Here is a 13819-nt window from a genome sequence, read left to right as displayed (position 1 = left end):
CGATGGAGAGTGAAGTAATGCATAACCAAGCACCCATTACCCGTCGCAAATCAACCCGGATTTATGTCGGCAAGGTGCCTGTAGGTGACGGAGCACCGATTGCGGTGCAATCGATGACCAACACTCGCACCACAGATGTCGCGGCGACAGTCGCACAGATCAAATCACTGGAACGCGTCGGTGTCGACATTGTTCGCGTTTCTGTGCCAACCATGGATGCGGCAGAAGCATTCAAACTTATCAAACAGCAGGTTAATGTCCCGCTGGTCGCTGATATTCATTTCGATTACCGCATCGCCCTGCAGGTTGCAGAATACGGCGTAGATTGCCTGCGTATTAATCCAGGTAACATCGGTAACGAATCCCGCATCCGCTCCGTGGTGGATTGCGCACGCGACAAAAATATTCCTATCCGTATCGGTGTGAACGGCGGCTCCCTGGAAAAAGATATTCAGGAAAAGTACGGCGAACCTACGCCGCAAGCGCTGCTGGAATCGGCGATGCGCCACGTTGATATTCTTGACCGTCTTAACTTCGACCAGTTCAAAGTCAGCGTAAAAGCCTCTGACGTTTTCCTGGCTGTTGAGTCCTACCGCCTGCTGGCTAAGCAAATTGTTCAGCCTCTGCATCTGGGAATTACCGAAGCCGGTGGCCTGCGTGCAGGTTCCGTTAAATCAGCCATTGGTCTGGGCCTGCTGCTCTCAGAAGGTATCGGCGACACGCTGCGTATTTCGCTGGCGGCCGATCCGGTTGAAGAAGTCAAAGTCGGATTCGATATCCTCAAATCACTGCGTATCCGTTCCCGTGGTATCAACTTTATTGCCTGTCCGACTTGTTCGCGTCAGGAGTTTGATGTCATCGGTACCGTGAATGCGCTGGAACAACGTCTGGAAGATATCATCACGCCAATGGATGTTTCGATCATTGGCTGTGTGGTTAACGGTCCGGGCGAAGCGCTGGTTTCTACCATGGGCGTCACCGGCGGTCATAACAAAAGCGGTTTCTATGAAGACGGTGTCCGTCAGAGAGAGCGTTTTGATAACAATGATATGATCGACCAGTTAGAAGCAAAAATTCGCGCCAAAGCGGCGATTATGGATGAGAGTAAACGTATCGTTATCAATCATCTTGAAAAGTAACATCGGTTGCAGGTGTCAGCGTACATCTGCATTATTATATTGAACCCGACTGGGGTAATGGCGTCTGTGCGTTGAACCACAAGCCACAAAGCCCCTATAATCGGGTTCATTTTTTATAAAACGATAGAGAACTGACGTGGCAAAGAATATCCAGGCCATTCGCGGCATGAACGACTACCTGCCAGAAGACACAGCCCTGTGGCAACGTATTGAAGGATCGTTGAAACAAGTGCTTGGCAGTTACGGCTACAGTGAAATCCGTATGCCGATTGTAGAGCAGACCCCATTGTTTAAACGCGCTATCGGTGAAGTGACTGATGTCGTGGAAAAAGAAATGTATACCTTTGAAGACCGCAACGGCGAAAGCCTGACGCTGCGTCCGGAAGGTACGGCGGGCTGCGTGCGCGCCGGTATTGAACATGGTCTGCTGTACAATCAGGAACAACGTCTGTGGTACATCGGTCCGATGTTCCGTTACGAACGCCCGCAAAAAGGTCGCTACCGTCAGTTCAATCAGTTGGGTGTAGAAGTCTTTGGTCTGCAAGGGCCGGACATTGATGCCGAATTAATTCTGCTGACCGCCCGCTGGTGGCGCGCGCTGGGGATTTCTGAGCACGTGGCGCTGGAACTGAACTCTATCGGTTCACTGGAAGCCCGCGCGAACTATCGTGATGCGCTGGTGGCTTTCCTGGAGCAACATAAAGACAAGCTGGATGAAGACTGTAAACGTCGCATGTACAGCAATCCGCTGCGTGTTCTGGACTCCAAAAATCCCGATATTCAGACGTTATTAAATGATGCACCGGAGCTGGGTGATTATCTTGATGAAGAATCAAGAGAACACTTTGCAGGTCTGTGTGAACTTTTAGAGCAGTCTGGTATCCCATATACGGTTAATCAGCGACTTGTGCGCGGTCTGGATTATTACAACCGCACCGTGTTCGAATGGGTAACCAGCAGCTTAGGCTCACAAGGGACTGTGTGTGCGGGTGGCCGCTACGACGGTCTGGTCGAACAACTGGGCGGTCGTGCAACACCGGGTGTCGGTTTCGCCATGGGGCTGGAACGTTTGGTATTACTGGTTCAGGCCGTAAACCCGGACTTCAAAGCACCGGCAACCGTCGACACCTACGTGATCTCATCCGGTGCTGGCACGCAAAGCGTGGCTATGCAACTGGCTGAAACACTGCGTGATGCGCTGCCTGAGCTGAAAGTTATGACTAACTACGGTGGCGGCAATTTCAAGAAACAGTTCGCCCGTGCTGATAAATGGGGTGCGCGTGTTGCCCTGGTACTAGGCGAAACTGAAGTCGCTAACCAGCAGGTCGTCGTAAAAGACCTGCAGAGTGGAACGCAAGAAACGCTGGCGCAAAGCGAAATCGTCGCGCGTCTGGCTTCGATGTTGGGTTAAGGAGAAGGACACTGTGGAAGTCTATACCACTGAGAATGAACAGGTTGATGCTGTACGTCGCTTCTTTGCCGAAAACGGTAAAGCGCTGGCCATCGGCGTTGTTCTGGGTATTGCAGCCCTGGGCGGCTGGCGTTTCTGGCAGAGTCACCAGGACTCTGCCCTGACGGAAGCTTCTGCGTCTTTCCAGCAAGCTAATCAGTCGCTGACCAGCAATAACGCGAAAGGCGTGACTGATCTCGAAAAATTTGCTCAGAGCAATGACAATAATTACGGCGTATTTGCCGCCCTGCAACTGGCTGATCATTTTGTCGGAACCAGTGATTTCGCCAATGCTGAAAAGCAATTAGTGCAGGCGCAAGGTCAGGCCAAAGAAGATAATTTACGTTCGCTGGTGAACTTACGTCTGGCGCGTGTCCAGATGCAGCAAGGCAAATTTGATGATGCACTCAAAACGTTAGACGGCGTGAAGGGTGAAGGCTGGACGGCTATGCAACAAGGCATCCGTGGTGATGTTTTGCTTGCCAAAGGCGATGCAAAAGGTGCTCGTGAAGCCTACAGCAAAGGACTTGATTCTAAACCCTCTCAAACGCTGCAAACCGTGCTGCGTATGAAATTGAACAACTTAGCCAGCTAAGGGGAACCCCGATGCAATTGCGTAAAACACTCTTGGTAGGATGGGTTTCTGTTGCCCTGCTAAGTGGCTGTTCATTGTTTAACAGCGAAGAAGACGTGGTCAAAATGTCTCCTCTGCCAAAAGTTGAGAACCAGTTCACACCGACGCAAGTGTGGAGCAAATCCGTAGGCGACGGCATTGGCGAATTCTACTCCAATCTGCGTCCGGCCTGGCAGGACAGCACCATTTTTGCGGCTGACCGTTTTGGTCTGGTTAAAGCACTCGACGCTGACAGTGGTAAAGAAAAATGGAGCGTCAACCTGTCTGAAAAGACCGGCTTCCTCTCCCGAAATATTTCTGCACAGCTGTCTGGCGGCCTGACAGTTTCAGGTGATCACGTTTACGTTGGCAGTGAAAAAGCTATCGTTTATGCATTGAACACCACTGATGGTAAAATCGCCTGGCAGACCAAAGTGGCGGGGGAAGCATTGTCCCGTCCGGTTGTCAGCGATGGTCTGGTTCTGGTTCACACCGGCAATGGTATGTTGCAGGGTCTGAATGAATCCGACGGTACCATTCAATGGACCGCTAACCTCGATATGCCAACGCTGTCTCTGCGTGGTGAATCAGCGCCTGCAGTAGCCTTTGGTGCTGCAATCGTCGGTGGTGATAATGGCCGCGTCAGTGCTGTACTGATGAAAGAAGGTCAGCTGATCTGGCAACAACGTATTTCTCAGACTACCGGTACGACTGAAATCGACCGTCTGAGCGATGTGGATACCACGCCGGTTATTGTTGATGGCGTTGTTTATACGCTGGCATACAATGGCAATCTGGTGGCGATGGATCTGCGTTCTGGTCAGATTATGTGGAAACGTGATGTTGGTTCTGTGAATGACATCATTGTCGACGCAGGCCATATCTATATGGTTGACCAGGATGACCGCGTGATGGCGCTCGATACTCAGGGTGGTGTCAGCGTGTGGCGCCAAAGTGAGTTGCTGCACCGTAACCTGACGGCACCGGTGCTGTATAATGGTTACATTGTGGTCGGCGATTCCGAAGGCTATCTGCACTGGATCAACACCACTGATGGTCGTTTTGTTGCTCAGCAGAAAGTCGACAGCGATGGCTTCCTGAGTGCGCCGATTGTGGCAAGCGACAAGCTGGTTGTGCAGGCGAAAGGTGGCGAGGTTTACTCCTTCACCCGCTAATACTGCGACCGGCATCTGGCCCTGAGGTCGGTTGACCCCGGGCTTTAAAACGGCTCCTGAATTGCTCAGGGGCCGTTTCGTATTCTGAAATCCGCGTAATCCCAAATGAGAGATCACGCTGTAACAAATTGAATTATAGTGGTTTGCAATGAAATTCAGCAGGCCAGCTATTTGCGTTTAGCACCACCTATAAAAACACTGAGGCTTCAAAATGATACCTGTCGTTGCGCTTGTTGGGCGCCCGAATGTGGGTAAATCCACTTTATTTAACCGTTTAACCAAGACGCGTGATGCGCTGGTGGCGGATTTCCCGGGGCTTACGCGTGACCGCAAGTATGGTCGTGCCGAAATTGAGGGTAATGAATTCATCATCGTGGATACCGGCGGTATTGACGGTACCGAAGATGGCGTTGAAACCCGCATGGCAGGGCAATCTCTGCTGGCTATCGAAGAAGCGGATATCGTGCTGTTCATGGTAGATGCGCGCGCGGGCCTTATGCCTGCCGATCAGGGCATTGCCCAGCATCTTCGCAGCCGTGAAAAAGCCACTTTCCTGGTCGCCAACAAAACTGACGGGCTGGATCCGGACAGCGCCACCGGCGATTTCTACTCGCTGGGCCTTGGCGAAGTCTATGCCATCGCCGCTTCACACGGCCGTGGCGTGACGCAACTGATCGAACACGTACTGATCCCGTTCGTGGGTGAAAAGCCGGAAGAAGTCGAACTGACCGAGGAAGAAGCTAACGCGGCTTACTGGGCCGAGCAGGAAGCCACCGGTGATGAAATCCCTGAAGACGAAGAAGATAATTTCGACCCGCAGTCTCTGCCAATCAAACTGGCTATCGTCGACGTCCGAATGTAGGTAAGTCCACACTGACTAACCGTATTCTGGGCGAAGAGCGCGTCGTGGTTTACGACATGCCGGGCACGACCCGTGACAGTATTTATATCCCGATGGTGCGTGACGAGCGTGAATACGTTCTGATTGATACCGCCGGTGTGCGTAAGCGCGGCAAAGTGACTGAAACCGTTGAGAAATTCTCGGTAATCAAAACTCTGCAGGCGATTGAAGATGCCAACGTAGTGATGCTGGTTATCGATGCCCGCGAAGGCATTTCCGATCAGGATCTCTCGCTGTTAGGCTTTATCCTCAACAGCGGGCGCTCACTGGTTATCGTGGTCAACAAGTGGGATGGCATGAGCGAAGAAGCACGTGCTCAGGTTAAAGATCAGCTGGATCTGCGTCTTGGTTTCGTTGATTTTGCCCGCATTCACTTCATCTCTGCCCTGCACGGCAGCGGCGTTGGTAACCTGTTTGAGTCAGTAAACGAAGCGTACACCTGTGCAACCACGCGTGTGAGCACTTCCTTACTGACCCGTATCATGCAAATGGCGGCTGACGATCACCAGCCACCGCTGGTCAATGGTCGCCGCGTGAAACTGAAATATGCTCACGCCGGGGGCTATAACCCGCCAATCGTGGTGATTCACGGTAATCAGGTGAAAGACCTGGCTGATTCCTATAAACGCTATCTGATGAACTATTTCCGTCGTTCACTGAAAGTGATGGGAACGCCAATCCGCATTCAGTTCAAAGAAGGTGAGAACCCGTATGAAGGCAAGAAAAACTCGCTTTCTCCTCACCAGCAGCGCAAGCGCCGACGTCTGATGCAGCACCTGAAAAACAAATCCTAAACGAATGGGGTGCATGAAAATGTACCTCTTTTTTTCGTCTTAATTTCCCCGCAAGGAGCTGGCTGGATGTTCTGGCAGACCTGGAGTTTTGCATTTGGTGTTACGGTCCCAAACTTACTGATCTTGTTGCTGGGCGTGGTGCTCCGCCGTACCGGCCTGATGGACGACAATTTCAACGAGAAAGCCAGCCGTCTGGTATTCAATATCGCCTTACCTTGCCTGCTTTTTTTCAGCGTGGCGCAAGGGCATGATTCCTCAGGCTCAAATCTGCCGCTCGCCATTTATGGTGGCCTTGGCACCGTCGCTTCATTTCTGTTGCTGGAACTGGTGGCGATAAAACTGGTGAAAGACCCGCGTGAGCGCGGTATTTTTGTGCAGGGAGGATTCCGCGCCAATACCGGCATCGCGGGTCTTGCTTATGCCTCGCTGGCCTTTGGCAGCGAAGGTATTGCGCTGGGGTCGATGTATCTGGCGGTCACAGTGATCCTCTTCAACGTGCTTTCCGTGATTACGCTAACCCGTAGCCTGAAAGGCGGGCAGGGGAATAGCATCGGGCTGAAGCCGATTCTGCGCGGTATTATCACCAATCCGCTGATTATTGGTCTGGTGCTCGGGCTGGCGTTTAAGTACAGCCATTTACCGATGCCAGCGACCATTGCCAGCACCGGTGAGTTTATTTCAGGGATGGCGCTGCCGCTGGCAATGTTATGTGCCGGTGCCAGTCTTGACGTGAAGGCGATGTTCCGCAGTTCTCACGTGGCAGCCTGGTCTTCCGCGTCACGTGTGATATTTGTGCCTGCGCTGATGACCTTCGGGGCATGGCTGTTTGGCTTTCGCGACGCGGCGCTCGGCGTTATATTTCTCTTTTCCTGCACACCGACCGCAGCGGGCAGCTACGTGATGACCCGTGCAATGGGCGGCAACGCGACGCTGGCGGCGAATATTATTGCCGTCACCACGCTCGGATCATTTTTCACTACCGCACTGGGTCTGTATTTACTGCGGACTCTGGGTGTTATTTAGAGGGATAGACGATGGATGCACTTTGTCCGGTTTGCAGCCAGCCGATGAGCTGGGTAAGTGGTCACTTTCATTGTGACGCCAGCCATGGCGACTATCAGCAAATCGCATTATGCCCGGATTGCCAGCAACCGTTGCAGGAGCTGAAAGCCTGCGGCGCGGTCGATTACTTCTGCCAAAACGGGCACGGGATGATTTCTAAAAAAAGGGTACGGTTTACGTATTCGCCTTATTCCGCAGAGTGATCGTCAGGGGGAGCCTGCTTCCATAAATTCACCAGTTCCTCGGGCGTTTCGGTTTCAGGAATAATCACCACCAGGCTGGCCGAATGCGCTTGCGAAGCATAGTAAATCTCCAGCCGGAAATAACGCTGGTCGCCATGACCGGCGTTTTCTTTTTCCTGAGCATAGGGCAGGGCTTTGTTGATGAGCTGGCAAATTTCCCGCCGCTTATCATCACTCATACCTGAAAGTTCGACCCGTCGCGGCCCGCTGAGTTTCGGGATAAACGCAATGCCGCCTTCGCGGTAAATCTCAATGACCGCATTACTTTCCAGCGAATCTAAAGGTTTCATTTACATCACTCCGACCTGCTCCCAGGCTTCACGAACCGCTTGTGCAACGGAAGCGTCAAAGCGTTTTTCCGCATGCTGAATCGTCAGTTGGGCGAACGTGACAAAGTCTGCATTTTTGGGCAGGGATTTATCACAAACCGTGTCATACCAGACGTAACCTGCACGTTCCCACGCGTTACCACCCAGTTTAGTCGCTGCCAGATAGAACGCGCGGTTAGGTATGCCTGAATTAATGTGCACACCGCCGTTGTCATCGCGGGTATTCACATAACCCTTCATGTCCGCCGGTTGCGGATCTTTACCCAACAGCGGGTCATCGTAAGCGGTACCGGGATGAGACATAGAACGCAGCCCGGAACCGTTAATGCCTTTCGCCAGCAAACCTTCACCAATAATCCAGTCGGCTTTATCGGCAGTTTGTTTCAGGTGGAATTGTTTCACCAGCGAACCAAACACATCCGACATCGATTCGTTCAGTGCGCCGGACTGGCCGTTATATTCCAGACCTGCTTCCGTTTCGGTGACCCCGTGGGAAAGCTCGTGCCCGACAACGTCGATAGCAATCGTGAAGCGGTTAAAGATTTCGCCGTCACCGTCACCAAACACCATCTGCTGCCCGTTCCAGAAGGCATTCTGATAGCCTTTGTCATAATGCACCGTGCCGAGAAGCGCCAGCCCTTTGTTATCAAGGGAATTTCGCTGATAGGCCTGCCAGAAGAAATCATAGGTCACGCCAAGATAATCATAGGCTTCATCCACCGACACATCGCCGTTACTTGGCTGACCTTCCTTACGCACGGATTCCCCCGGTAGTCGGGTGGTATTTTTGGCGTCATAAATATCACGCTCAACCTGACCCGCTTTGGCTGTCACGATCTTCTGCGGTTTGGCGTAGGGCTGTGCCATCAGGGTATTCACATGTACCAGCGTCTGTCTGGCACATCTGCGCTGGGGCTCTGAACCGTGTTCAATAATACGGTTAAGCATGTAGGGCGGGATAACGCTGTTGTAACGCTTTGCTGAACTGTGATTCATCGTGAATCTCCTTATCAAGAGTCACCCGAAGGTGAAAACAAGGTGTTCTGACCGTCTGATACTGAAAGCCGGCTAATGAATAGTCATCACCGTCAGTATAGGACTGCTGAGCGTTAAGCCTGTTAAAGATGAGATTTATCTGTCCGGCTGCGGGTCATACAACGTATGTGAATGACAAATCACAGCGCGTCCGCTGGCTTTTCTGACCGATTCGCGCACCACCAGTTTTCCCTGCAACAGCTGCGTTGTGTGAGGCGCATCGGGGCGCAGCATGCGCCGTTGCAACAGGGAAATCGCTTCGGCACCGAGTTCATCGCGCGGCACATGCACCGCTGTCAGCGGCACATCGTGAATTTCTGCAAGATTGAATCCGTCAGTGCTGATAACGCTGATATCCCCGGGCACGGAAAAGCCGCGTTTAGCCAGCGCGGCTACCACGCCGGAAGCCATAAAATCGCCACCGGCCAGGATTGCGGTCGGCAGCGGCTGGCCGGGCGGCAAGGCATCCAGAAATTCCAGCAGCGCCTGTTCGCTTTCCTGGGCACCGAATCCTGAGGTATTCAGCAAATGCTGGCTGTCACTGAAAACCTGATGATGGCGCGTGAACGCCTGTTTAATCCCCGTGAGCCGAAGTTCCATCGTATGACGTCGCAGGCACTGCACGGTCACGATATGTGTGTGGCCCTGAGAAAAGAGATAGTCGCAGGCGAAATCGCCCATCGTCTGATGATCGGGGCTGACACTGTCATGGCGCATATGCCGGTCATGGCAATTGACCAGCACGCAGGGCTTGCCCATGTCAGCGGCCAATTGATGAATGTGAGGATCGTCGATACCGACCAGTAATACGGCTTCGGTTTGCGGATCGGTCATTTTGGCGATGAACAGCGCAGCATCGGCGTTTTCTTCTTCCATCGCACAATAACGGACGCGCACTTCATGATGGGCGGTGGCAGCCAGAATGCCCTGGATCACCTTGTAGTAAAAAATATCGCTGCGCACATCAAAGGCGCGGGCGGGAGCGAAAATCAAAATGTTGTTGAGCATCAGCCTGCCGGTGGAAAGGCCATCGAGAACGCCCTGAGATTTGGCACACTCAAGCACGCTGTCGCGCGCCTTGCTGCTGGTGTTATTTTTTCCGGCTAAAACCCGTGAAACGGTACTGATCGACAACCCTGTCTGGTCGGCAATTTGCTGGATATTTAACTTTCCTTTCAAACTGTGATCTCCTTCAAAATCGTCCATGCAAAAATTTTCATATCAGAAGATGTGCTTCCCGTGAGCTTTTATCCTCCCTGACTTCCCCGTCCAGTTATAGCGTGAAAGCTTTTGCAAAAAATCACGTTTCCCTCACAAATCCGGCTGCCTACTCTGCAGAAGTACCTCACATGACACATCATCTGCGGCCAGGCCGACGGGTGGGAGAACGGACATGACAATTCAAATAAATACCGGGACAGCTGCGGTTGCAGGACGCAGAAAGATAAAGGCTTTACGCTGGTGGATGCTGGCGCTGTTTCTGCTCGGCGTGACGGTCAACTACGTCACCCGAAATTCTCTGGGGTTACTGGCGGCTGAACTGAAAACCAGCCTGAACATGACCACGGAACAATATTCTTACATCGTCGCGGCGTTTCAGGCGGCGTACACCATTTTCCAGCCGTTGTGCGGCTGGCTGATTGATGTAATTGGCCTGAAGCTGGGCTTTCTGATCTGCGCCTCAATCTGGGCGGTGGTTTGTATGCTGCATGCAGGGGCGGGCAGTTGGATCCAACTCGCCGTTCTGCGCTTCTTTATGGGCAGTGCCGAAGCGGCGGCGACTCCGGCCAACGCCAAAGCGATTTCCGACTGGTTCCCGCGTAAAGAGCGTCCGGTTGCCGCGGGCTGGGCAGGCGTAGGCTTCTCGATTGGTGCCATGCTGGCCCCGCCGATTATCCTGGTCGCGCACGTGTCATTTGGCTGGCGTGGTGCGTTCCTGTTCTGCGGCGTGCTGTCGATGCTGTGGGTTCTGCTGTGGTGGAAGTTCTACCATTCACCGGAAACGCATCCGAACCTGAGCAAAGATGAACTGGCGCTGATCCGTTCAGATAACGAGCCGCAACAAACGCGTCTGCCGTTTATCAAATCGCTGAAAATTGTCTGTAAAAACAAGAAATTCTACGGTATCGCCATTCCGGCATTTCTGGCTGAGCCTGCGTGGGCGGTGTTCAGTTTCTGGGTGCCGTTGTATCTCGCCAATGAACGTGGGATGGATTTAAAACACATTGTGATGTTTGCCTGGCTGCCGTTCCTGGCCGCCGACCTCGGCAGTATTGCCAGCGGCTATCTCACCACGTTGTACCGCAAAGTGTTTGGCTGCACCCGCATTAACTCCATCGTCGCCAGCTCCGTCACCGGCGCATTTATGATGCTGTCGCTGGCGCTGGTCGCCTTGACGCAAAGCCCGTATGCCGCCATCGCCCTGATTTCCATCGGCGGTTTCGGTCATCAGGTGATTTCCTGCATGCTGAGCGCCGTCGTGGTGGAGACATTCGATAAGAGCCAGGTGGCGACAGTTAACGGCATGCGCGGTTCTTCGGCGTGGATCGCCAGTTTCCTGTTTTCACTGCTGATCGGCGCCGTTGCCGACAAAATGGGTTTCAATCCGCTGTTTATCGCGATGGGTTTCTTTGATTTGATCGGCGCAGTCTTCCTGGTTGCTCTGATCGCTGAACGCCGCAATCCGGCAAAAAGGGAGAGTCTATGAAGACGTTAAAACACTGGGAGCTTGCCGGGCAGGATGAAGCAGGCGTGGATTTGCGGGTTGATGGTAAACATCTGTTTTCTCTGCGTGTGCTGGAACAGGGTTTAATCCGCGTATTCATCCAGCGAAACGGCGAGCTTGCGCTGGATCGTACCTGGAGTATCGCACCACAAAATGATGCACCATGGGAAGGGCGTGGCCGTCTGAGCAACGAAGGTTTTTCAGTGCCGGGCTATCAGCTCGAACAGGGCGACGATTGCCTGACACTGACCACTGAGGCGCTGCGCGTCACGGTGCATCAGCCGTTGTGGCTGGAGTGGGAATATAAAAATGAGGCCGGTGTCTGGCAGCCGCTGGTAAAAGATCGGAAAACCGGTGCGTATATGCTCGGCGTGAAAAACGAAGCATCGGCGCACTATCAGCTGCGTGAGGTGCAGGATGGCGTGTACGGGCTGGGCGAGAAAGCCGGTGATCTCAACCGTAGCGGCCGCCGCTTTGAAATGCGTAATCTGGATGCGATGGGTTATAACGCCGCCAGCACCGATCCGCTGTATAAGCATATCCCGTTTACCCTGACGCGGCGCAATGGTGTCAGTTTTGGCGTTTTCTACGACAATCTCAGCAATGTCTGGCTTGATCTCGGCAATGAACTGGATAATTACCATCTGCCTTACCGTCGTTTCAGTGCCGAAGCGGGCGATCTGGATTACTACCTGTTTGTCGGCCCGACGTCACTCGACGTCACCAAAAAGCTGGTGCGCCTGACCGGTAAAACTACCTTTGGGCCGAAATGGAGTCTCGGTTACAGTGGCTCGACCATGTATTACACCGATGCGCCGGATGCCCAGCAACAGCTGATGAAATTCATCACGCTGTGCGAACAGCATGAAATTCCGTGTGATTCATTCCAGTTATCATCGGGTTACACCTCGATCGGCAACAAGCGCTACGTCTTTAACTGGAACTACGACAAAGTGCCTGAGCCGGAAGTGATGTCGAAAGCGTTTCTTGACGCTGGTATCCGTCTGGCGGCCAATATCAAACCTTGCCTGTTGCAGGATCACCCGCAATATGAACAGGTTGCTGAGCAGGGTTTATTTATCCGTGACAGCGAAAGCGACGTGCCGGAACGCTCAGTATTCTGGGATGACGAAGGTTCCCACCTCGATTTCACTCATCCGGCCGCTGTGCGCTGGTGGCAGAAAGGCGTGACACAACAGCTGCTTGAAAAAGGCATCGGCTCGACGTGGAATGACAACAACGAGTATGAAGTCTGGGACAGCGATGCGCGTTGCCACGGTTTTGGCAAGTCTATCGCCATCAAACATATCCGTCCGGTGATGCCGCTGCTGATGATGCGTGCGTCGTTTGAAGCACAGCAAAACTTTGCGCCGGAAATCCGGCCGTATCTGATTTCCCGCTCAGGTTGTTCCGGCATGCAGCGTTACGTGCAAACGTGGAGCGGTGATAACCGCACTAACTGGCAGACGCTGCGCTACAACACCCGCATGGGCATCGGCATGAGTTTATCCGGTTTGTATAACGTCGGGCACGACGTCGGCGGATTCTCAGGGGATAAGCCGGATGCCGAACTGTTTGTCCGCTGGGTGCAAAACGGCGTGATGCATCCACGTTTCACCATTCATTCCTGGAATGATGATCACACGGTGAATGAGCCGTGGATGTATCCGCAGGTGACGCCGCTTATTCGTGATGCCATCCGTCTGCGTTATCGCTTATTGCCTTATTTCTACACCTTGCTGTGGCAGGCTCATGCGGATGACGAGCCGATGCTGCGCCCGACATTCCTCGACCACGAGCACGACAAAAACACCTTCGCGGAAACCGATGACTTCCTGATGGGACGTGATTTGCTGGTCGCCAGCGTGGTGGATGAGGGGCAGCGTGAGCGTAATGTTTATCTGCCTGAGAACGGAATGGGCTGGTGCGATTTCTATACCGGCGAATGGTTTGCGGGCGGGCAGACAATCACCCTCGACGCACCACTGGACAGATTGCCGCTGCTGGTGCGCGCCGGTGCTGCATTGCCGCAATCTTGCCGTCTGGCGCATGTTGAGGCCAGTAAAGATATGCTGCGTGAATTGCATGTGTATCCGGCACCGGGTCAGGTGACATCGTCAGGCATGCTGTTTGAAGATGACGGCGAAAGCCATCGCTGGGAGCAGAATCATGCGCTGTGGCTGAACTGGGATATCGCCAGTGACGATCAGCGAATCAACATCACGCTGACGCAGCGCGGTGATTTCAAACCAGCGTGGAAAACCCTGAGCATTGTGCTGCCGCAAGGCGAAACGCGTGAAGTTTGGGTGAATGGCGTGAAGACAAATAACTATAATCTGTAAGCTTTTCAATCT

General features: G+C 53.1%; 11 protein-coding genes and 1 pseudogene. 9 read left to right on the top strand and 3 right to left on the bottom strand.

Annotated elements, in window-relative coordinates; all coding sequences use genetic code 11:
• Nucleotides 1-17: 17 nt before the first annotated feature.
• The 7 genes and pseudogenes from ispG to UC14_RS02775 all read left to right on the top strand — a co-directional run bounded on the left by ispG (nt 18) and on the right by UC14_RS02775 (nt 7337).
• On the top strand, nt 18-1139 hold the full coding sequence (gene ispG, locus UC14_RS02805; protein ID WP_013574371.1) for a flavodoxin-dependent (E)-4-hydroxy-3-methylbut-2-enyl-diphosphate synthase: 1122 nt from the start codon (nt 18-20) through the stop codon (nt 1137-1139).
• A gap of 136 nt (nt 1140-1275) precedes the next feature.
• On the top strand, nt 1276-2550 hold the full coding sequence (gene hisS, locus UC14_RS02800) for a histidine--tRNA ligase (protein WP_112197192.1): 1275 nt from the start codon (nt 1276-1278) through the stop codon (nt 2548-2550).
• A 13-nt stretch (nt 2551-2563) separates the two neighbouring features.
• Nucleotides 2564-3184 (top strand): YfgM family protein, encoded by a 621-nt coding sequence (locus UC14_RS02795; protein WP_112197191.1) that lies wholly within the window; start codon nt 2564-2566, stop codon nt 3182-3184.
• 11 nt (nt 3185-3195) lie between these two features.
• Nucleotides 3196-4377: an outer membrane protein assembly factor BamB gene (gene bamB, locus UC14_RS02790; RefSeq protein WP_013574374.1), complete on the top strand. Its 1182-nt coding sequence runs from the start codon at nt 3196-3198 to the stop codon at nt 4375-4377.
• A gap of 211 nt (nt 4378-4588) precedes the next feature.
• Nucleotides 4589-6072 (top strand): annotated as a pseudogene (gene der, locus UC14_RS02785) (ribosome biogenesis GTPase Der).
• 66 nt (nt 6073-6138) lie between these two features.
• A complete protein-coding gene (locus tag UC14_RS02780) occupies nt 6139-7095 on the top strand; it encodes an AEC family transporter (protein ID WP_112197190.1) in 957 nt (318 codons plus the stop codon).
• 11 nt (nt 7096-7106) lie between these two features.
• On the top strand, nt 7107-7337 hold the full coding sequence (locus UC14_RS02775; RefSeq protein ID WP_013574377.1) for a zinc ribbon domain-containing protein: 231 nt from the start codon (nt 7107-7109) through the stop codon (nt 7335-7337).
• On the opposite strand, the gene UC14_RS02770 is transcribed toward UC14_RS02775, so the two are convergent.
• The 3 genes from UC14_RS02770 to UC14_RS02760 all read right to left on the bottom strand — a co-directional run bounded on the left by UC14_RS02770 (nt 7322) and on the right by UC14_RS02760 (nt 9919).
• Nucleotides 7322-7666, bottom strand: a complete 345-nt coding sequence (locus UC14_RS02770) for a protealysin inhibitor emfourin (RefSeq protein ID WP_013574378.1) — start codon at nt 7664-7666, stop codon at nt 7322-7324. The genes UC14_RS02775 and UC14_RS02770 overlap by 16 nt on opposite strands.
• Complete coding sequence (locus UC14_RS02765) at nt 7667-8701, bottom strand: M4 family metallopeptidase (RefSeq protein WP_112151286.1); 1035 nt, start codon at nt 8699-8701, stop codon at nt 7667-7669.
• Nucleotides 8702-8836: 135 nt separating this feature from the next.
• The gene (locus UC14_RS02760) at nt 8837-9919 is read right to left on the bottom strand and encodes a LacI family DNA-binding transcriptional regulator (RefSeq protein ID WP_013574380.1); all 1083 of its coding nucleotides are present in this window, start codon (nt 9917-9919) and stop codon (nt 8837-8839) included.
• A gap of 214 nt (nt 9920-10133) precedes the next feature.
• Between UC14_RS02760 and UC14_RS02755 the strand changes: the two genes are divergently transcribed.
• A complete protein-coding gene (locus UC14_RS02755; protein WP_013574381.1) occupies nt 10134-11447 on the top strand; it encodes an MFS transporter in 1314 nt (437 codons plus the stop codon).
• Nucleotides 11444-13807 carry a TIM-barrel domain-containing protein gene (locus tag UC14_RS02750; RefSeq protein ID WP_112197189.1) on the top strand — a complete coding sequence of 788 codons (2364 nt, stop codon included), beginning with the start codon at nt 11444-11446 and terminating at the stop codon, nt 13805-13807. Before UC14_RS02755 ends, UC14_RS02750 begins: the two co-directional genes overlap by 4 nt.
• The last annotated feature ends 12 nt before the right edge of the window (nt 13808-13819 follow it).

It is taken from the genome of Rahnella sp. NRRL B-41462 (genome assembly GCF_003263525.1).
Classification (GTDB): Bacteria; Pseudomonadota; Gammaproteobacteria; order Enterobacterales; family Enterobacteriaceae; genus Rahnella; species Rahnella aceris.
The sequence above is the reverse complement of the archived record's forward strand: the minus strand, read 5'-3'. Positions and strand labels throughout refer to the sequence as shown.